The 18,157-nt window shown below is 73.3% G+C and carries 15 protein-coding genes; 6 read left to right on the top strand and 9 right to left on the bottom strand.

Annotation, left to right across the window (positions count from 1 at the left end; translation table 11 throughout):
* Window positions 1–318: 318 nt before the first annotated feature.
* Complete coding sequence (locus ACIRQF_RS27190; RefSeq protein WP_376638202.1) at window positions 319–1,257, bottom strand: LysR family transcriptional regulator; 939 nt, start codon at window positions 1,255–1,257, stop codon at window positions 319–321.
* Window positions 1,258–1,327: 70 nt separating this feature from the next.
* On the opposite strand from ACIRQF_RS27190, the gene ACIRQF_RS27185 reads away from it, so the two are divergent.
* Window positions 1,328–2,473, top strand: coding sequence for a TDT family transporter (locus ACIRQF_RS27185; RefSeq protein WP_404095769.1), 1,146 nt, complete (start codon window positions 1,328–1,330; stop codon window positions 2,471–2,473).
* Here the strand turns inward: ACIRQF_RS27185 and ACIRQF_RS27180 are convergent.
* The 4 genes from ACIRQF_RS27180 to ACIRQF_RS27165 form a co-directional block, all read right to left on the bottom strand.
* A complete protein-coding gene (locus ACIRQF_RS27180) occupies window positions 2,412–3,122 on the bottom strand; it encodes a helical backbone metal receptor (protein ID WP_404095767.1) in 711 nt (236 codons plus the stop codon). The two genes, ACIRQF_RS27185 and ACIRQF_RS27180, sit on opposite strands and share 62 nt — an antisense overlap.
* A gap of 10 nt (window positions 3,123–3,132) precedes the next feature.
* Window positions 3,133–3,684: a helix-turn-helix domain-containing protein gene (locus tag ACIRQF_RS27175; RefSeq protein WP_376638205.1), complete on the bottom strand. Its 552-nt coding sequence runs from the start codon at window positions 3,682–3,684 to the stop codon at window positions 3,133–3,135.
* A 152-nt stretch (window positions 3,685–3,836) separates the two neighbouring features.
* A complete protein-coding gene (locus ACIRQF_RS27170; RefSeq protein WP_382487690.1) occupies window positions 3,837–5,645 on the bottom strand; it encodes an ABC transporter permease/substrate binding protein in 1,809 nt (602 codons plus the stop codon).
* Complete coding sequence (locus tag ACIRQF_RS27165) at window positions 5,638–6,822, bottom strand: glycine betaine/L-proline ABC transporter ATP-binding protein (RefSeq protein WP_404095764.1); 1,185 nt, start codon at window positions 6,820–6,822, stop codon at window positions 5,638–5,640. The genes ACIRQF_RS27170 and ACIRQF_RS27165 overlap by 8 nt, the downstream gene beginning before the upstream one ends.
* A gap of 273 nt (window positions 6,823–7,095) precedes the next feature.
* Between ACIRQF_RS27165 and ACIRQF_RS27160 the strand changes: the two genes are divergently transcribed.
* Together ACIRQF_RS27160 and ACIRQF_RS27155 are read left to right on the top strand one after the other, a co-directional pair.
* Entirely contained in the window at window positions 7,096–8,001 is a 906-nt protein-coding gene (locus ACIRQF_RS27160; protein WP_404096107.1) for a 5'-3' exonuclease H3TH domain-containing protein, read from the top strand.
* Window positions 8,002–8,103: 102 nt separating this feature from the next.
* Entirely contained in the window at window positions 8,104–8,940 is an 837-nt protein-coding gene (locus ACIRQF_RS27155) for a siderophore-interacting protein (RefSeq protein ID WP_404095762.1), read from the top strand.
* A gap of 105 nt (window positions 8,941–9,045) precedes the next feature.
* Here the strand turns inward: ACIRQF_RS27155 and ACIRQF_RS27150 are convergent, their stop codons facing one another.
* Window positions 9,046–9,687 carry a MerR family transcriptional regulator gene (locus tag ACIRQF_RS27150; RefSeq protein ID WP_376638209.1) on the bottom strand — a complete coding sequence of 214 codons (642 nt, stop codon included), beginning with the start codon at window positions 9,685–9,687 and terminating at the stop codon, window positions 9,046–9,048.
* Window positions 9,688–9,917: 230 nt separating this feature from the next.
* Between ACIRQF_RS27150 and ACIRQF_RS27145 the strand changes: the two genes are divergently transcribed.
* Genes ACIRQF_RS27145 through ACIRQF_RS27135 form a run of 3 tightly spaced genes read left to right on the top strand, consistent with a single transcriptional unit; the run spans window position 9,918 to window position 12,206 of the window.
* Window positions 9,918–10,817: a hypothetical protein gene (locus ACIRQF_RS27145; protein ID WP_404096104.1), complete on the top strand. Its 900-nt coding sequence runs from the start codon at window positions 9,918–9,920 to the stop codon at window positions 10,815–10,817.
* A complete protein-coding gene (locus ACIRQF_RS27140) occupies window positions 10,814–11,266 on the top strand; it encodes an ABA4-like family protein (protein ID WP_382487686.1) in 453 nt (150 codons plus the stop codon). The genes ACIRQF_RS27145 and ACIRQF_RS27140 overlap by 4 nt, the downstream gene beginning before the upstream one ends.
* Window positions 11,256–12,206 carry an ADP-ribosylglycohydrolase family protein gene (locus tag ACIRQF_RS27135; RefSeq protein WP_404095758.1) on the top strand — a complete coding sequence of 317 codons (951 nt, stop codon included), beginning with the start codon at window positions 11,256–11,258 and terminating at the stop codon, window positions 12,204–12,206. Before ACIRQF_RS27140 ends, ACIRQF_RS27135 begins: the two co-directional genes overlap by 11 nt.
* A 493-nt stretch (window positions 12,207–12,699) precedes the next feature.
* Here ACIRQF_RS27135 and ACIRQF_RS27130 read toward each other — a convergent pair whose 3' ends face one another.
* The 3 genes from ACIRQF_RS27130 to ACIRQF_RS27120 form a co-directional block, all read right to left on the bottom strand.
* Window positions 12,700–14,094, bottom strand: a complete 1,395-nt coding sequence (locus ACIRQF_RS27130; RefSeq protein ID WP_404095755.1) for a cytochrome P450 — start codon at window positions 14,092–14,094, stop codon at window positions 12,700–12,702.
* 169 nt (window positions 14,095–14,263) lie between these two features.
* Window positions 14,264–17,092 carry a DEAD/DEAH box helicase gene (locus tag ACIRQF_RS27125; protein ID WP_376638213.1) on the bottom strand — a complete coding sequence of 943 codons (2,829 nt, stop codon included), beginning with the start codon at window positions 17,090–17,092 and terminating at the stop codon, window positions 14,264–14,266.
* 44 nt (window positions 17,093–17,136) lie between these two features.
* Entirely contained in the window at window positions 17,137–18,117 is a 981-nt protein-coding gene (locus tag ACIRQF_RS27120) for a diacylglycerol kinase (protein ID WP_404095753.1), read from the bottom strand.
* Window positions 18,118–18,157: the final 40 nt, after the last annotated feature.

Below are 18,157 nucleotides of genomic sequence, written 5' to 3'. Positions count from 1 at the left end.
GTGGGGGTGTCCGGACGTGGCGGCGACCTTCCCGAGCGAAGCGAAGGGAAGCTCGCAGTCCGGACACCCCCACCCCCGCGGAGGCACCGGACCCCGCGCACCCACGGGGTGAAGGCCCGCGGTGGAAGGCCCGCGGCACCCCACCCCCGGCGCCCCACGCCGTACCGCCAGGTCTCACCTCACGCGGCCCCACCCTCGCGGAGCGCACGCCCTCGCGGAGCCCCCCGCCCTCACGGAGCGCCCATACTCACGCGGCCCCACCCCCGCGGAGCCCCGCCCCCACCCTCGCGGAGCGCCCACCCTCGCGGAGCGCCGGCCTCACCCCGCCGGCCGCGCCCGCGTCAGCGCCAGCAGGTCGCGCGCGGGGCCGGTCGGCCGGTGCCCCGTCGGCCAGACCGCCCGCAGGTCGCGGCGGAGCAGGACGCCCTGCACCGGGACCGCGACCAGTCGCCGCGAGGCGAGTTCCTCGGCGACGGCGAGTTCGCTCAGCACGGCCGGGCCGGCGGCGCTGACCGCGGCCGCCTTCACCGCCGTGGTGGAGGCGAGTTCGAGGAGCGGGCGCGCCAGGCCGCCGAAGGTGGCGAGCGCCGCGTCGAGGACCTGGCGGGTGCCCGAGCCGCGCTCGCGCAGGACCAGCGGGGTGGCCGCCAGTTCCGCCGGGTCGACCGGACGGCCGCGCCGGGCCCAGGGGTGCGAGGGGGCCGTGACGACCGCGAGGCGGTCGTGGGCGACGACCGCGCCGTCGAGCCCCTCGGGAACGGCGAGCCCCTCCACGAAACCGAGGTCCGCCTCGCCCGCGAGAAGCCGCTCGGCGACGGCCGCGGAGTTGCCGGCCTGGAGCGAGACGGCCGTGTCGGGGCGTTCGGCGCGCAGCGCGATGAGCCAGCCGGGCAGCAGGTACTCGGCGATCGTCATGGACGCGGCCACCCGCAGCCGCGAGTCCCGCCGCCCGCGCAGCGCCTGCACACCGGCGTCGAAGGCCTCCGCCGACTCCACGATCCGCCGCGCCCAGTCCGTCACGAGCACCCCCGCGTCGGTCAGCCGGGACCCGCGCGGGGAGCGGTCCACCAGGGCCACTCCGAGCTGCCGCTCCATGGAGCGGATGCGACTGCTGGCGGCGGGCTGGGTGATGCCGACCTCGCGCGCGGCCCGTCCGAGGCTGCCGTGCCGGGCGACGGCGAGGAGCAGTTCGAGTGCGCCGAGGTCGGGAACCCGGTGGGAGAGCAGGCTGGGCGGGTCGCCCGGACGAGAACTCATAACGCCAGCTTATGACCTCATAGCAACATAGTCCCTGGTGGGGGCATTGATCGCGCGTGAGGCTGAGGTCATGGCAACCATCGCACCTTCTCGGTCGGTCTCCGGCGTCACCACCCCCGACGCCCGGTGGACCTCGGTCCGACACCTCGGACCCCACTGGTACGCCTCGGTGATGGGCACGGCGATCGTCGGCACCGCGGGTGCCACGCTCCCCGTGGACGTCCCGGGTCTGCGCACCGCCTGCACCCTCCTCTGGGCCCTCTCCCTCGCGATGCTGCTGACGCTGCTCACCGCCCGCGCCCTGCACTGGACGCACCATCGCGACCAGGCCCGCGCCCACCTTCTCGACCCCGCGGTCGCACCCTTCTACGGCTGTCTTTCCATGGCCCTGCTGGCGGTGGGCGGCGGCGCCGTGGTGGTCGGCCGCGACTGGATCGGCCTTCCCGCCGCCCTCGCCCTGGACACCGTCCTGTTCACCGCCGGCACGCTGATCGGCCTGGCGGCCGCGGTGGCGATCCCGTACCTGATGGTGGCCCGCCACCGCATCGAGGGCGCGACCCCCGTCTGGCTGCTTCCGGTCGTCGCCCCGATGGTCTCCGCCGCGCTGGGTCCGCTGCTCGTCCCCCACCTCCCCGCCGGCCAGGCCCAGGAGACGTTCCTGATCGCCTGCTACGCGATGTTCGGCATCAGCCTGCTCGCGACCCTCGTCATGCTGCCCCTCGTCTTCGGCAGCCTGGTCACCCACGGCCCGCTCCCCCTGGCCCTCACCCCCACCCTGTTCCTGGTCCTGGGTCCGCTGGGCCAGTCGACGACCGCCGCGAACAAGTTCGCCGACGTCGCGCCGGGCGTGCTGCCCGCGCCGTACGCCCACGCCTTCTCCGCCTTCGCGGTGCTCTACGGGGTCCCCGTCATCGGCTTCGCCCTGCTCTGGCTGGCCCTCGCGGGCGCCCTCGTCGTCCGGGCCCGCCGCCGGGGCATGGGCTTCGCGATGACCTTCTGGGCCTTCACCTTCCCCGTCGGCACCTGTGTCACGGGCGCCGAGGGCCTGGCCCAGCACACCGGTCTCACGGCCTTCCGCTGGCTGGCGGCAGGGCTGTACGTGCTCCTCGTCGCGGCCTGGCTGGTGGCGGCGGGCCACACGCTGCGCGGTCTGTTCAGCGGAGCGCTGCTCGCAGCACCCGGGGCGCCCCGGCCAGCGACGGCCCGTACCAGGTGAGGTGACGTCCGTCGACGAGTGCCACGGCGGCCCCGGGGAACGCCTCGGGGCCGTCGGCGCGCGTGAAGCGGTAGGGCTCGTCCGGCAGCACGACCAGCTCGGGCGCGACGGCCCTGAGCTCGTCGAGGGGGACGCGCGGGTAGCGCTCGGGGTGGGCGGCGTACACGTTCCGCACGCCGAGGCGGGCGAGCAGGTCGCCGGCGAAGGTGTCGCTTCCGAGCACCATCCACGGGCGGCGCCAGATCGGGACGACGGCGGTGCGCGGCGGCCCGTCGGGGGTGACGGCGGCCCACGCGGCCTCGGCCTCGTCGAGCCACCCGGGCCGGCTGCGTACGGCGCAGGCGTCGAGGACCCGGTCGAGCTCGGCGAAGGCCTGGTCGAGGGTGCGGACGCAGGTGACGAGCACGTCGAGGCCGGCGGCGCGCAGCGCGTCCAGGTCCGGCGCCCGGTTCTCCTCCTCGTTGGCGATCACCAGGTCGGGGCGCAGCGCGGCCACGGCGTCGACGTCGGGGTTCTTGGTCCCCCCGATCCGGGCGGCCCCGCCGAGGTCCGCGGGGTGGGTGCACCAGTCGGTGACTCCGACGAGGGCGCCGGGCGCGGAGACGGCGACGGCCTCGGTCAGCGACGGCACCAGCGAGACGACCCTCATGCCGTCGCCCTCACGTCTCGGCGGCCTCGATGTGGTCCGCGACGGACACGAAGACGAGTCGTGTCCCGGCCGCGGTGGCCCGCCAGCGGTGCCGCACCCCGCCGGAGAGGTAGAGGCTGTCGCCGCGCCCCAGTCGGTAGGCGCGGCCCTCGGCCTCGATCTCGACGGAGCCGTCGGCGACGTATAGCAACTCGTCGTTGCGGTGCAGGAATTCACGTCCGGCGTCCTGCTCGCCGGTGAACTCCAGGGCCTGCAGCTGGTGCCGGCCGCGCACCAGCGGCCGTACGCCCGGGGGCATCTCCCACAGTTCCTCGTGGGCGCGGACGACGTCGACGGTCCGGGCGGCCTCGGCCGCCGCGAGCAGTTCGGCGGCGGTGGTCTCCAGGGCGGTGGCGACGAGCTGGAGGGAGCGGTCGCTGGGGCGGGCCCGCTCGTTCTCGACCTGGCTGAGGAAGGGCACGGACAGGCCGCTGCGCTGGGCGACGACGGCCAGGGTGAGCTGGAGCGCCCGGCGGCGCCTTTTCACGGCTGCGCCCACGCGCAGCGACTCCTTGTCGTCCATGTCGGCCCCCTCCCTCGTGTCACTCGTGGTCTCGTACTGGTCGGTTACCTGAACCTTACGCAGCTTTGGGCCGGTGTTTCGCGTCGTGGCGAAAAGGGGTGGTCGCCGAATACGTTCGGCGACCACCCCTTTTCGGACAGGAGTCGATATTCCTATTGCGGGGCGAGCCGCTCGGCGACGCCCTGGTTCCGGTCGAGCCAGGTGCGGACGGCCTCCTGCTCCTTGCCCTTGCCGGTCTCCTGGATGACCGCCTCCAGGCCGGTGAGCTCCTTCTCGCTCAGCTTGAAGCGCTTCAACCAGGCCCCGACCTCGGGGTTCTCGGCGGCGAAGCCCTTGCGGGCCAGGGTGTGCACGCCGTCACCCTTGCCCCAGCTGCCCTTCGGGTCCTGGAGCTTCTTGAGGTCGTACGTGGAGTAGGCCCAGTGCGGCGACCAGAGGGTGACCGCGATCGGCTCCTTCTTGGCGTACGCACGCTTGAGTTCGGCCAGCATGCCGGGCGTGGAGCCGTCGACGACCTCGTACTCGCCCTCCAGGCCGTAGTCCTTGAGGACCTTGTCCTTGAGGATGCCCATCATGCCGGCGCTCGGTTCGATGCCGACGATGCGGCCCTTGAACGTGCCCGCCTTGCCCTTGAGGTCGGCGAGGGTGTTCACGTCCTTCATGTAGGAGGGGACGCTGAGCTCCAGGGAGGTGGGGCCGTACCAGGAGCCGAGGTCCTCGAGCTTGTTGCGGTACTTCTCCCAGTACTGGGCGTGGGTGACGGGCAGCCAGGAATCCGTCTGGAAGTCGATCTGGCCGCCGGCGAGGCCGGTGTAGAGGGCGCCGGCCTCCAGCTGCTTGGTCTCGACCTCGTAGCCGCGGCGCTCCAGGAGCTCCTTCCAGAGGAAGGTGGAGGCGATGCCCTCGTCCCAGGGGATGTAGCCGAGGCTGATCTTCTTGCCGTGGCCGGTGTTCGGACCGGACGCGGTGGTGGAGGCGCCGCCGCTGCCGCCGAGGAAGCCCATGCCGCCGGCGACCAGCGCGAGGACGACGACGCCCACTAGCGCGGTGACGGGCTGCGGGCGGTGGCCCCAGATCTTCGCGCCGGTCCGGGCGACGCTCGCGGCGCGTGCCTTGGCGGCGGCGCGGCGGCCGAGCGGCGAGACCTGGCGGCCGAGGGCTCCGGTCATCCGGTCGAGGTACATGGCGAGGATGACGATGGAGATGCCCGCCTCGAAACCGAGGCCGATGTCGACGTTGCCGATGGCGCGGTAGACGGCACCACCGAGACCACCACCGCCGACCATGCCGGCGATGACGACCATGGACAGGCCGAGCATGATCACCTGGTTGACGCCCGCCATGATCGTGGGCAGGGCGAGCGGCAGCTGGACGCGCAGCAGGGTGTTGCGCGGCGTGGTGCCGAAGGCCTCGGCGGCCTCGACCAGCTCGCTGTCGACCTGCCGGATGCCGAGCTCGGTCATGCGGACGCCGGGCGGCAGGGCGAAGACGATGGTCGCGATGATGCCGGGGACCACGCCGACGCCGAAGAAGATGATGCCGGGGATGAGGTAGACCATCGCCGGCATGGTCTGCATGAAGTCCAGGACCGGGCGCAGTACGGCGCTGACGGTCTTGGAGCGGGCCGCCCAGATGCCGAGCGGTACGGCGATCACGAGCGTGACGAGGGTGGCGACGAGCACCAGCGACAGGGTCGCCATGGCCTCGTCCCACAGTTCGACGGAGTCGACGAGCGCGAAGGCGGCGAAGGCGACGACGCCGGTGGCGAGGCCGCGCAGCCACCAGGCCAGGACGGCGAGGATGCCCGCGAAGAGCAGCGGCTGGGGCGCGGACAGGACGGCGTCGATGCCGTCGTAGAGGCCGGTGACGCCGGTGCTGATGGCGTCGAACAGCCAGGACAGGCGGCTCTGCAGCCAGTCGACGCTGCTGTCGACCCACTGGCCGAGGGGGATCCTAGGCATGGGCGGTCACCTCCTCGGCGCCGGTGCGGGGTTCGCCGACGGCGGTGTCGGCCTCGGCCTTCTGGACCGGGATGCGGGAGCCGCGCTCCGCGTCCGTCCCGGCGGCAGGGGCCTTGTCGGCCGGACTGACGTCGGCGTCCAGTCCGCCCATGACACCGAGCAGGCGGTCCTGGGCGACGACACCGAGGACCCGGCCGTCGGCGGCGGTGACGGCCACCGGGTGGAGGGAGCGCGCCGAGACGGCGCACAGCTCGGCCAGCGGCATCTCCGGGTGGACGGTCTCGCAGCCGCAGCCCGGCGGGCAGTCCTCGGGTGCCACCGTGCCGGCCGTCATGACGGACTCGGCGGTGAGCACACGGGTCCGGTCGACGTCCTGGATGAAGGACGCGACGTAGTCGTTGGCGGGGCGGACCAGGATGTCCTCGGCGGTGCCGAGCTGGACGATCCGGCCGTCACGCATGACGGCGATGCGGTCGCCGAGGCGCATGGCCTCGTTGAGGTCATGGGTGATGAAGACGATGGTCTTCTTCAGCTTCTGCTGCAGCACGAGCAGCTGGTCCTGCATGTCGCGGCGGATCAGCGGGTCGAGGGCGCTGAACGACTCGTCCATGAGGAGCAGGTCGGCGTCGGTGGCGAGCGCGCGGGCGAGGCCCACCCGCTGCTGCATGCCGCCGGAGAGCTCGTCCGGCCAGGACTTCTCCCAGCCGGCGAGCCCGCACAGCTCCAGGGCCTCGGCGGCGCGCTTCTCGCGATCGGCGCGCGGCACGCCCTGGACCTCCAGACCGTAGGCGGCGTTCTCGAGGACGCTGCGGTGCGGGAAGAGCGCGAAGTGCTGGAAGACCATGCTGATCTTCTTCGAGCGGACGTCGCGCAGCTCGCGCGGGGCGAGCGCGGTGAGGTCGCGGCCGTCGAAGAGGACCCGGCCCGCCGTGGGGGCGAGGAGTCCGTTCAGCATGCGCAGGAGGGTGGACTTGCCCGACCCGGACAGACCCATGACGACGAAGATCTGGCCGGGTTCGACGACGAAGGACGCGTCGATCACGGCTGCCGTGGTGCCGTCGGCACGCAGGGCGTCGCGGTCGACCGCGTTCTCTCCTTCCGCGGCGAGTTCACGGACTGCTTCGTCGGGTCGTCTGCCGAACACCTTGTACAGGTGGTCGGCCTGGAGCCTGGACACATACACCTCAGGGGTAGCAACGAAAAACGGCCCGCCACCCCCGCAGCAGCCGGGCCGTGGAGCGAGGCGCGGGATCTGCCCGCGCACCCGTCGCGTACGGAATCCGTCCGCGCCCGGATCTGTCGTCCGGACGGCCGGATCCCCTACCGGGTCCGCTCCGGGCTCCCGCCTGCCCGGGCTCCTACCCCCCAAACACGAAGGTGACCGGTGTCACGCCTGGTGGGGGGCGTTGTCGGTGGGGTGCGGCATGATCGGGGTGTGACGCGACGCCTGATGCTCCTCGACACCGCCAGCCTCTACTTCCGCGCGTACTTCGGCGTGCCGGACTCGGTCCGGGCGCCGGACGGGACGCCGGTGAACGCCGTGCGCGGGCTGCTCGACTTCATCGGCCGGCTGGTCCAGGACCACCGGCCGGACGACCTGGTGGCCTGCTGGGACGACGACTGGCGCCCGCAGTGGCGGGTGGACCTGATCCCCTCGTACAAGGCGCACCGGGTGGCCGAGGAGACGCCGGTGGGACCTGACGTGGAGGAGATCCCGGACACGCTGTCGCCGCAGGTCCCGGTGATCGTGGACGTGCTGGCGGCGCTGGGCGTCGCCCGGGTGGGCGCGCCCGGCTTCGAGGCGGACGACGTGATCGGCACGCTGACGGCGCGGGCGACCGGCCCGGTGGACATCGTCACGGGCGACCGCGACCTCTTCCAGCTGGTGGACGACGGGCGCGGGGTGCGCGTGCTGTATCCGCGCAAGGGCGTGGGCGACTGCGACCTGGTGGACGAGAAGCTCATCCTGGAGAAGTACGGGGTGCGGGCCGACCGGTACGCGGACTTCGCGGCGCTGCGCGGCGACACCAGCGACGGGCTGCCCGGCGTGAAGGGCATCGGCGAGAAGACGGCGGCGCAGCTGATCACGGAGTACGGGGACCTGGCGGGCGTGCGCGCGGCGGCGGGCGACCGGACGTCGAAGCTGACCCCGGCGAAGCGGCGCGGGATCATCGAGGCGGCGGACTATCTGGACGTGGCGCCGACGGTGGTGCGGGTGGCCCGGGACGCGCCGCTGCCGGAGTTCTCGGCCGCGCTGCCGTCGGCGCCCCGGGACCCGGAGGCGCTGGCGCGCCTGGTGGAGCGGTGGGGCCTGGGCGGTGCGGTGGGACGCCTGCTGCCGGTGCTGGGCGGCTGAGGGCCGGACCGTTCCGTCCGGGCCCATGGTCCCTCTGGGCCCGGCGACCCCCGGGATGCTAGCTTAGGCAAACCTAAGTAATCATCCGAACGGGAGACCCTCGTGGCAGAACAGCCCGCACGCAAGGCACCGAGGGCCCACGAGGCCCAGGTGGTACGCACGGAGCGGATCACCCCGCACATGGTGCGCCTGGTGCTCGGCGGCCCCGGGCTCGACGCCTTCGAGATCGGCACGTACACCGACCACTACGTGAAGCTCCTCTTCGCGCCCGAGGGCGTGAGCTACCCGGAGCCCTTCGACATGGAGCGGATCCGGGCGGAGTTCCCGCGCGAGCAGTGGCCGACGACCCGGACGTACACGGTGCGGGCCTGGGACCCGGTGCACCGCGAGCTGACCGTCGACTTCGTGGTCCACGGCGACGAGGGCCTGGCCGGCCCGTGGGCGGCGCGGGCCCAGGAGGGCGACACCGTGCGCTTCCTCGGCCCGGGTGGCGGCTACGCCCCGGACGAGGCCGCGGACTGGCACCTCCTGGTCGGCGACGAGAGCGCGCTCCCGGCCGTCGCGGCCGCCCTGGAGCGGCTGCCGGAGGGCACGACGGTGCACGCCTTCCTGGAGGTCCCGGACGCGTCCGAGGAGCAGAAGTTCACGACGGCGGCAGGGGTGGGGGTGACCTGGCTGCACCGCGGCGCGCGCCCGGTGGGCGAGGCCCTGACCGAGGCCGTGCGCGCCCTCGACTTCCCGGCCGGCGAGGTGCACGCCTTCGTCCACGGCGAGGCCGGCTTCGTGAAGGACCTCCGCCGCCACCTGCGCCTGGAACGCGGGGTCCCGCGTGAGCGCCTCTCGATCTCGGGCTACTGGCGCCTGGGCAAGACGGACGAGGCCTGGCGCGCGATCAAGCGCGAGTGGAACGAGCAGGTGGAGCGCGAGCAGGAGGCCTGACGCGCCCCGCGCGACGACGCCCGAGGGGCGGGAGCCGGCCGGCTTCCGCCCCTCGGGCGTTTCGCGCCCCGGAGCGCCGACGTCTCTCAGCGCCACACCCCGGCGTCAGCGTTCCGCACCGAAGACCTTCCCCGAGGCGTCGGCGTGGGCGAGGCGGCGCAGTGCGCCGAACATCGCGTCGCCGAGGACGATGCCGACGACGACGCTCTCGACGAGCTCCTCACGGACCACGTTGCGGGCCACGTAGTCGAGGTCCGTGCGGGCGACGCGCTCCGCCGCTTCGGCGTAGGCGTCCAGGACCTCGACGAAACCGCCGTGGCCGACGTTCTCCAGGGCGGCGAGGGCGACCGCGAGCGCCTCGGCGGCCGGGCCTTCGGGGTCGGTGTGCCAGCCGCGGCGGGCGATCAGGTCCACGACCGCCGCACGGGCGCCCACCAGGGCCTCCCCCGGCTCGTCGCCCGCGCCCTGGTAGCGCGGCACCACGTTGTCGGCGGCCGCACCGAGCATGTCGTGCAGCGGCCGCTCGGAGTCGTCGACCGCGGCGACGACCTCGCGGACCCCCGCGACGGACAGCCCTCCGACGTCCAGCAGGGCGCGGATCAGGCGCAGCCGCCGCACGTGCGCCTCGTCGTACGAGGCCTGGTTCGGGCTCGTCAACTGGCCTGCGGGCAGCAGCCCTTCCCGTACGTAGTACTTGATCGTCGGTACAGACACCCCGGTCCTGCGACTCAACTCTCCGATGCGCATGCCCTGTTCACCTTCCCGGTCGCCACCCGACCTCACTTTCGGCCTTGCCGACCGCACCTCCATCATAGATAGTGGGACTATCAGATAGCGGCGAGTGCCACTATCCATTCTGCGTTCACGCGCATCCCACGGGGGGATCTCCCATGTCATCGACGCCAGCGACGCCTTCGACGCTCTCGGCTCCCCAGCTCCGCACCCTCCACCGGCCCCTGGTCTGGTTCGTCGCCTCCATGGCCGCCCTGACCCTCGTCGCGGCCGGCGGGCTCGCCCTCGACGACCGGGTCCTGGTCGGCGCGCCGATCTGGGCCAAGCCCTTCAAGTTCTCGGTCTCGTTCGTGGCCTACGGGCTCACGCTCGCCTGGATGCTCTCCCTGCTCCCGACGGCCCGCGCCCGGCGCGTCGGCTGGTGGGCCGGTACGGTCCTCACGGTGGCCAGCACCGTCGAGATGGTGCTGATCACCATGCAGGTGATCCGCGGCGAGCAGAGCCACTTCAACAACGCCACCCCCTTCGACACGGCCGTCTTCCAGGTCATGGGCGCGACGGTCGTCATCCTCTGGCTGGCCGCCCTGCTGATCGCCGTCCTGCTGCTGCGCGCCCGCTTCCTCGACCGGGCGACCGCCTGGGCGGTGCGGCTCTCCTCGCTCATCGCCCTGGCCGGCGCGGCGGTCGGCTTCGTCATGGTCCGGCCGACCCCGGAACAGCTCGCCCAGGACGACCCGGCGACCCAGGGCGCGCACAGCGTCGGCGTCCCCGACGGCGGCCCCGGCCTCCCGGTCCTGGGCTGGTCGACGACCGGCGGCGACCTGCGGATCGCGCACTTCTTCGGCATGCACGCGCTGCAGTTCGTCCCGCTGCTCCTGCTCGTCCTCGCGGCCCTCGCCCCGCGCTACGCCCGGCTCGCCGACGACCGCATCCGGCTCCGCCTGATCCTGGTCGCCTCCGCCTCCTACGCCGCGACCTTCCTCCTCGTCGCCTGGCAGGCACTGCGCGGCCAGGCGCTCCTCTCCCCGGACGCCCTCACGCTCGCTGCGGCGGCCGCGATCACCGCCCTGACCGTCACGGCCACGGCACTCGCCCTGCGCACCCCCACCTCCACGCCCTCGACAAGCCGGGAGCTCGCGGCATGACCGCCTTCCTCTTCGAACTCTCCTTCCTCCTCGCGGCCCCGGTCTGGTTCCTGATGATCTTCGCGCCGGGCCGACGGATCACGGACCGGGTCGCTTCGTCGCCCCTGACCGTCCTGCCGATCCTGGCGGTCTACCTGCTCCTCGCCGCACCGGTCCTGCCCGAACTCTGGGCGGCCGTCAGCCGTCCGGACCTCGACGCCTTCCGGGACCTCACCGCCCTCGCGGACGGGGCGGGCGCGGTCTGGGCCCAGATCATCGCCTGGGATCTCCTGCTGGGCCAGTGGATGTACCGCGAGTCCCGCCGCCTGGCCCTCTCCCCGTTCCTGACGGGCCCCCTTCTCGTCCTCACCATCCTCCTGTCCCCCTTCGCCCTCCTCCTGTTCCTGCCGATCCGCGCGATCAGGACGGCCCGCACCGGCCCCGCGCTAGCCTCGGCCGATGCGACATGAAGACCGCGCCGTCGGCGCCGTACTGGGTTCCGCCGTCGGGGACGCGCTCGGGGCGCCGTTCGAGTTCGGATTGCCCGGGGTCTTCCGGGAGCGGTTCGCCGACGGGGCCGGCGAGATGTGCGGGGGCGGCGGGTGGGAACCCGGTGAGGCCACGGACGACACCCAGATGGCGGTGCTGGTCGGGAAGTCGCTCCTCGACCGCGGCGGGCTCGATCTGCCCGACGTCTTCGCCCGGTTCCGGCGCTGGGCCCTCGCCGACCCCAAGGACATCGGGCTCACCACCGAGGCCGTGCTGCTGGGCGGCGACTCCTGGGACCTCGCCGCCGCCCTGCACTTCCAGCTCAACGGCCGCGGCGCGGGCAACGGTTCACTGATGCGGGCCGCCACCTCCGCCGTCTACTACGCCGCCGCCGGCCGCGCCGCCACCATGGCCGCGGCCCGGCGGATCGCCGCCCTCACCCACGGGGACGCCGCCGCCTGGGAGGGCACGGCGCTGCTCCATGAGCTCGTACGCGTCGCCCTGCTCGGCGAGGACCCGCTCGCGGCGGTCCCCGCCGCGCTCGACGAGGTGGCGGCGGCGCACCGGGAGCGCTGGGCCGTCGTCCTCGCGCCGGACTGGCGCCCCGAGGACGCCACCGAGTTCAACGGCGCCGTCTGGCCGTGCCTCGGCTCCGCTGTGTGGGCGCTGCGCACCACCTCCTCCTTCGAGGCGGCCCTCGCCGCCGCGATCGACCTGGGCGGCGACACCGACACCGTCGCCGCCGTCACCGGCATCCTCGCCGGGGCCGTGCACGGCCCCGACGCGATCCCGGCCCGCTGGACCGCCGCGCTGCACGTACCGCTGCCGGGCTTCGGCGACCGGGTGCTGCGAGCCGACGACCTGCGCGCGCTCGCCCGCTCCCTGGCGCGGTCGGGCTCGGACGTCGTCGCACAGGGCTGACGAGAGGTCCGCACCGAGGGGCAGCGGCAACCGCAACTCCCCGGCGCCGCCTGCCCGCCCGCCGGGGGTGGTCCGCCGGCCCGCTTCCGGCGCCGCCTGCCGTTCCGCTCGACGGCACGGTGGAGCCGCACCACAGCCGTTGCGCTGGCGGGCCGCTACGGAAGCCGAGCGGCGCCCCCGGCCACGGCGCCCCCGGCCACGGCGTCCCCGCGGCCCCCGGCGGCCCGTTGCCCCTCGGCTCCACGGCCCTCCCGCGCCCCGCGAGGCTCCCGGGCCCCAGGGAAGTGCCCGCCCCCCACCACCACCGTCCGGCCGCCCAGGCCCTGTCGTCGAACTCCCGCCTGCCCCGCGACGCCGTACACGCGCGCGCTCGCCGCACCGGGCACAAGCCCGAGCACGTCCGGTACGAGGCCTCGCGCCCGGCCCACCGAGACCACGCACCTGACGCCGCGGCGCCGCCCGCCGGGCAACGACGGGAGTCCGACGACAGGAACTAGCGCGCCCGGACCGTCGCCAGGACCTCCCGGTCCGGCTGCAGCGTCAGACCCGGGACCGGGAGCACTTCCTCCGCGTCGAGGTCGAGACGGAAACGGCGGGCGACGACGGCCAGGATCAGCACCGCCTCGACCATGGCGAAGCGGGTGCCCAGGCACACCCGGGGGCCGCCGCCGAACGGATACCAGGCGTACTCCGGTATCTCCTCGGTCTCCCCCTCCGTGCCGCCGTCCTTCGCCGACAGCCAGCGCTCCGGACGGAACTCCAGCGGGTCCCGGAACCAGCGGCCGTCCCGCTGGGTGGCCCACTGACTGCTCCAGACCCGGGTGCCGGGGGCGACCGGGGCGCCCCCGAGCGTGGCACCCTCCTTGGCTATGCCGGTGAGCAGCCAGATCGTCGGGTAGAGGCGGAGCGTCTCCTTCACCACGGCCTGGGTGTAGGCGAGTTCGGCGTAGTCGTCGAAGCCGGGGTCGCGGTCGCCGAGGACCCGGTCGAGCTCGGTCCCGAGAGCGTCGGCGACGCGGGGGTTGCGGGAGAGGAGATACCAGGCCCAGACGAGGGTGGAGCTGGTGGTCTCGTGCCCGCCGATGTAGAGGGTGACCGTCTCGTCGCGGATCTCCCGGTCGGAGAGGGGGGTGCCGGTCTCGTCGCGGGCGGCGAGGAGCCGGCTGAGCAGGTCCGGCCGCTCGCCGTCGCCGTCGCGGTGGCGAGCGACGACGCGGGAGACCTCGGCGTCGATGACGGCCGTGGCGCGCTTGATACGCGCCCGTCCGGGGGTGGGGATCCAGTCGGGCAGGATCGCGCCGATGCCGCTGAACTCGGCGCCGATCTCGTGCTGGGCGACGTCCATGGCGCGGCCGATGGCCTCGGCATCGGCGGCGGTGTCGACGCCGAAGATGGTGCGGACCGCGATCAGCTGGGTGAGGGCGGCCATCTCCTTCTTGACGTCGACCCGGTCCCCGTCGGACCACCGGCCGGCCAGATCGACGGCGCACTCGGCCATCGTGGCGGCGTAGGACCTGACCTGCCGGGGACGGACCGAGGGCTGCACCAGGGAGCGCTTGCGCCGCCAGTCGGCACCCTTGGAGACCACGACACCGTCGCCGAGCAGCGTCCGGAAGGCGATGCCGAGGTCCGGCTGGTCGAAGGTCCGCTCGACCTCGGTCAGGAGCTCGCCGACCGTCTCGGGGTGGGCGATGAAGAGCGCGGGGGTGCGGCCGAAGCGCCAGCGGACGAAGTCCCCGCGCTCACGCAGCCGTTCGAAGAAGGCGAGCGGGTCCTTGCCGAACTCCGGCAGGTTCCCGAGCCCCGGGACGCCCCGGGGTCCCGGTACGGTCTTCCGTCCGTCCGCCGTCGTGGTGCCGACGGCGGACGGACCGGCTTGCGTGGTCACGTGCGTTTCCTTCCGCAGGAGGTGCGAGATGCTGGCCCCAGTGCCCCACGTACTCGTTCTGCTGTACGAGTTCATGGAAGCGGAAGGAACCGACACTCCGCCACCCCTGTGGAAAACCCCCTGTGGACAAAGCCGCTGAGGGTGCGTCAAGGGCGCGCCGCCGGGGCCGTCAGCCCACCGAGCTGTAGGCCACGACACCCCTCAGCAGCGAGTCCACCGCCTTGCGGGCGTTCTTCGCGACCGTGCTGTTCTCCTTCGGCGCGGCCGCCGCGATCTGGCCGAGCACGTCGATGACCTGCTTGCACCAGCGGACGAAGTCGCCGGCCGGCATCTCCGCCTCGCGCAGCACCTCGTCGAGCCCCTTGTCCGAGGCCCACTGGTAGGCGGCCCAGGCGAAGCCGAGGTCCGGCTCGCGCTGGCCGACGCCTTCCGTCTGGTGGAGCTTGAACTCCTCCTCCAGCGCGTCGAGCCGGCCCCAGATCCGCACCATCTCGCCCATCGCGGCCTTCGCCCGCCCGGCGGGCAGCTTGGGCGCGACGGCGTCGTCGGACTGCCGGGCCTCGTAGACGAGCGCGGAGACGCAGGCGGCGAGCTCGGCCGGATTCAGCCCCTCCCACACGCCTTCCCGCAGGCACTCGCTGGCCAGCAGGTCGAGCTCGCCGTAGAGCCGGGCGAGCCGCTTGCCGTTGTCGGTGACGTCGTCGCCGCGGAGGTAGTCGAGCTCGGTGAGGAGCGCGACGATCCGGTCGAAGGTGCGGGCGATGGTGTTCGTCCGGCCCTCGATGCGCCGCTCCAGCTGCTTGGTGTCGCGCTGCAGGCGGTGATAGCGCTCGGCCCAGCGGGCGTGGTCCTCGCGCTCGTCGCAGCCGTGGCAGGGATGGGCCCGGATCTCCGTGCGCAGCCGGGCGATCTCGCGGTCGTCGGCAGCGGCCGAGCGCTGCCTGCGGTGCCGCTCCGGGTTGATGTGCCCGGCCTTGCTACGCAGGGCCGAGGCGAGGTCACGGCGGGACTGCGGGGACTTGGGGTTGAAGGACCGCGGGATCCGCATGCGCTCCAGCGGCTCCACGGGCACCGGGAAGTCGATGGACGCGAGCCGCTTGACCTGCCGCTCGGCCGTGAGCACCAGCGGGCGCGGCCCGTCGTGGTACTCGAAGCCGCGGTGCCCGTTGGTGCGCCCGGCCGGGACGCCCGGGTCGAGGACGAGGGCGAGACCGGCGAACTTGCCCGTCGGCACGTGGATGACGTCGCCGGGCTTGAGCCGCTCCAGCGAGGCGGCGGCCTCGGCGCGGCGGTGGGCGGCGCCCTGCCGGGCCAGTTCGGTCTCGCGGTCCTTGAGGTCGCGGCGGAGCCGCGCGTACTCCTCGAAGTCGCCGAGGTGGCAGGTCATGCCCTCGCGGTACCCCTCCAGGCCCTCCTCGTTCTTCTGGACCTGCCGGGAGATCCCCACGACGGAGCGGTCGGCCTGGAACTGGGCGAAGGAGGTCTCCAGGAGCTCGCGCGAGCGGTGCCGGCCGAACTGGTCGACCAGGTTGACCGCCATGTTGTACGAGGGCTTGAAGCTGGAGCGCAGCGGATACGTACGGGTGCCCGCGAGTCCGGCGAGGTGGCCGGGGTCCATGCCGCGCTGCCACAGGACGACGGCGTGTCCCTCGATGTCGATGCCGCGGCGGCCGGCGCGGCCGGTGAGCTGGGTGTACTCGCCGGGGGTGATGTCGGCGTGCTGCTCGCCGTTCCACTTGACGAGCTTCTCCAGGACCACCGAACGCGCGGGCATGTTGATGCCGAGGGCGAGGGTCTCGGTGGCGAAGACGGCCTTGACGAGGCCGCGGACGAAGAGCTCCTCGACGACCTCCTTGAAGGTCGGGAGCATGCCGGCGTGGTGGGCGGCGATGCCGCGCTCCAGGGCCTCGAGCCACTCGTAGTAGCCGAGGACGTGGAGGTCCTCGCTGGGGATGGCCGCCGTGCGCTCCTCGACGATCTCGCGGACGCGGCGGCGTCCGTCCTCGTCGTTGAGCCGCAGGCCCGCGTAGAGGCACTGCTGGACGGCGGACTCGCAGCCGGCGCGGCTGAAGATGAAGGTGATGGCGGGGAGGAGCCCCTCGGCGTCGAGCCGCTCGATGACCTCGGGCCGTCCCGGCGTCCAGATACGGGAGCGCTGGCGGCGCTCGCGCTCGCGGTCGGCCTCGCGGACCATCTTGCCGCGGCGCCGGTCGCGCGGGTTGTACGTGCGCGAGTTCTCCGTGCGGGCGAGGCGGAGCAGGTCGGGGTTGACCTCGCGGCGGGAGGCGCCGCGGCCGCCGTGGTCGGTCTCCTCCTCGAAGAGGTCGTACATCCGGCGGCCGGCCAGCACGTGCTGCCAGAGCGGCACCGGACGGCTCTCGGAGACGATGACCTCGGTGTCGCCGCGGACGGTGTCGAGCCAGTCGCCGAACTCCTCGGCGTTCGACACGGTCGCGGAGAGCGACACCAGCGTCACCGACTCGGGGAGGTGGATGATCACTTCCTCCCAGACGGCGCCGCGGAAGCGGTCGGAGAGGTAGTGCACCTCGTCCATCACGACGTAGCCGAGGCCGGAGAGCGCCTGGGACCCCGCGTAGAGCATGTTGCGGAGGACCTCGGTGGTCATGACGACGATGGGCGCGTCCCCGTTGACGCTGTTGTCGCCGGTGAGCAGGCCGACCTTGTCGTGGCCGTAGCGCTTGACGAGGTCGGCGTACTTCTGGTTGGAGAGCGCCTTGATGGGCGTGGTGTAGAAGCACTTGCGCCCTTGCCGGAGGGCGAGGTGGACGGCGAACTCGCCGACGATCGTCTTGCCGGAGCCCGTGGGAGCGGCGACGAGCACGCCCTTGCCCGCTTCGAGGGCCTTGCACGCCTCGATCTGGAAGGGGTCCAGACCGAACTCGTACATCTCGCGGAAGGGGGCCAGCGCCGTCGCCTGCTCCGCGTTGCGGGCGCGGGCGGCTGCGTACGCTTCGGCTGGTGTGAGGTCCTCTGTCATCTTGTTGTCGAGCCTACCCGCCACCTCTGACAGTGACGCGATCTTTATCGAGGCACCTGCGGCGGCGCCTCGGGGGCGAGGACCCGGAGCGCGCCGGGCACGCAGCGGACGGCGAGCGGCAGGGGCCCGAGCGGCTCGCCGTCGGCGTAGCCGGTGATGCCGGGGGCGTCCATGGTGAGGGAGCGGACCCGGTGCACGGTGACCTTGGGATGGTCGAGGTGGGTGCCCCGGTAGACCCTCGGGAAGACCTTGATCAATTCCGTACGGGAGCAGTCGCCGACGACGGTGACGTCGAGGAGTCCGTCGTCGAGGAGCGCGTCGGCGCAGATGCGCATGCCACCGCCGTACGAGGTGCCGTTGCCGACCGCGACGAGGGTGGCCTCGATCCGGGTCTCGGCCCCGTCGTCGAGGGTGAGCCGGTACGGGACGGGCCGGAAGGCGGCGAGCTCGGCGAGGATCGCGAGGTCGTACGTGAAGCGTCCGGCGGGCAGCCGCATCCGGTTGCCGCGGTCGTTGACGCGCGAGTCGAAACCGGAGGCGAGCACGGTCCCGAACCAGCGGTGCCCGGGGCCGCCCGCCGGCCCGCCACCCGCCCCGCCGGAGGCCTTCTCCGGCGCGGCGGCGCGTTGCTCGACCTGCCCGAGGTCGATGGTCCTTCCGCCGCCGCCCTCGAGCGCCTCGACGGCGACCCGGCCGGCGGCCGCCGGGTCGCGTACGGGCAGTCCGAGGCAACGGGCGAAGTCGTTGCCCGTGCCGACGGGGATCACGCCCAGCGGGGTGCCGGTGCCGGCGACGGCCTGGAGGGCGAGCGAGACCATGCCGTCGCCGCCGACGGCGACGAGGGCTCCGGTGCCGTCCTCGACGGCCTCGCGGGCCCGCCGCAGGGCGTCGTCGGAGCTCTCACCGAGGACGGTGCGCACGGTGAATCCGGCGTCCCGGAAAGCACGAGCGGCCGGCTGCGCGGCGTGCGCGCCCCGGCCGCGTCCCGCGGTGGGATTGACGAAGAGAGTGATCTCGCTGGTCATGGCGGGTCCCCCCGGACGGAGTCTGGGGGGACCCTACAAG

Origin of the sequence: Streptomyces sp. NPDC101191 (assembly GCF_044767915.1) — a bacterium.
Taxonomy (GTDB): Bacteria; Actinomycetota; Actinomycetes; order Streptomycetales; family Streptomycetaceae; genus Streptomyces.
The sequence above is the reverse complement of the archived record's forward strand: the minus strand, read 5'-3'. Positions and strand labels throughout refer to the sequence as shown.

What these genes read in the sequence shown, in the direction of transcription:
- ACIRQF_RS27190 (WP_376638202.1), bottom strand. Translation starts at nt 1,257, where the DNA reads ATGAGTTCTCGTCCGGGCGACCCGCCCAGCCTGCTCTCCCACCGGGTT.
- ACIRQF_RS27185 (WP_404095769.1), top strand. Translation starts at nt 1,328, where the DNA reads ATGGCAACCATCGCACCTTCTCGGTCGGTCTCCGGCGTCACCACCCCC.
- ACIRQF_RS27180 (WP_404095767.1), bottom strand. Translation starts at nt 3,122, where the DNA reads ATGAGGGTCGTCTCGCTGGTGCCGTCGCTGACCGAGGCCGTCGCCGTC.
- ACIRQF_RS27175 (WP_376638205.1), bottom strand. Translation starts at nt 3,684, where the DNA reads ATGGACGACAAGGAGTCGCTGCGCGTGGGCGCAGCCGTGAAAAGGCGC.
- ACIRQF_RS27170 (WP_382487690.1), bottom strand. Translation starts at nt 5,645, where the DNA reads ATGCCTAGGATCCCCCTCGGCCAGTGGGTCGACAGCAGCGTCGACTGG.
- ACIRQF_RS27160 (WP_404096107.1), top strand. Translation starts at nt 7,096, where the DNA reads ATGCTCCTCGACACCGCCAGCCTCTACTTCCGCGCGTACTTCGGCGTG.
- ACIRQF_RS27150 (WP_376638209.1), bottom strand. Translation starts at nt 9,687, where the DNA reads ATGCGCATCGGAGAGTTGAGTCGCAGGACCGGGGTGTCTGTACCGACG.
- ACIRQF_RS27145 (WP_404096104.1), top strand. Translation starts at nt 9,918, where the DNA reads ATGGCCGCCCTGACCCTCGTCGCGGCCGGCGGGCTCGCCCTCGACGAC.
- ACIRQF_RS27140 (WP_382487686.1), top strand. Translation starts at nt 10,814, where the DNA reads ATGACCGCCTTCCTCTTCGAACTCTCCTTCCTCCTCGCGGCCCCGGTC.
- ACIRQF_RS27135 (WP_404095758.1), top strand. Translation starts at nt 11,256, where the DNA reads ATGCGACATGAAGACCGCGCCGTCGGCGCCGTACTGGGTTCCGCCGTC.
- ACIRQF_RS27125 (WP_376638213.1), bottom strand. Translation starts at nt 17,092, where the DNA reads ATGACAGAGGACCTCACACCAGCCGAAGCGTACGCAGCCGCCCGCGCC.
- ACIRQF_RS27120 (WP_404095753.1), bottom strand. Translation starts at nt 18,117, where the DNA reads ATGACCAGCGAGATCACTCTCTTCGTCAATCCCACCGCGGGACGCGGC.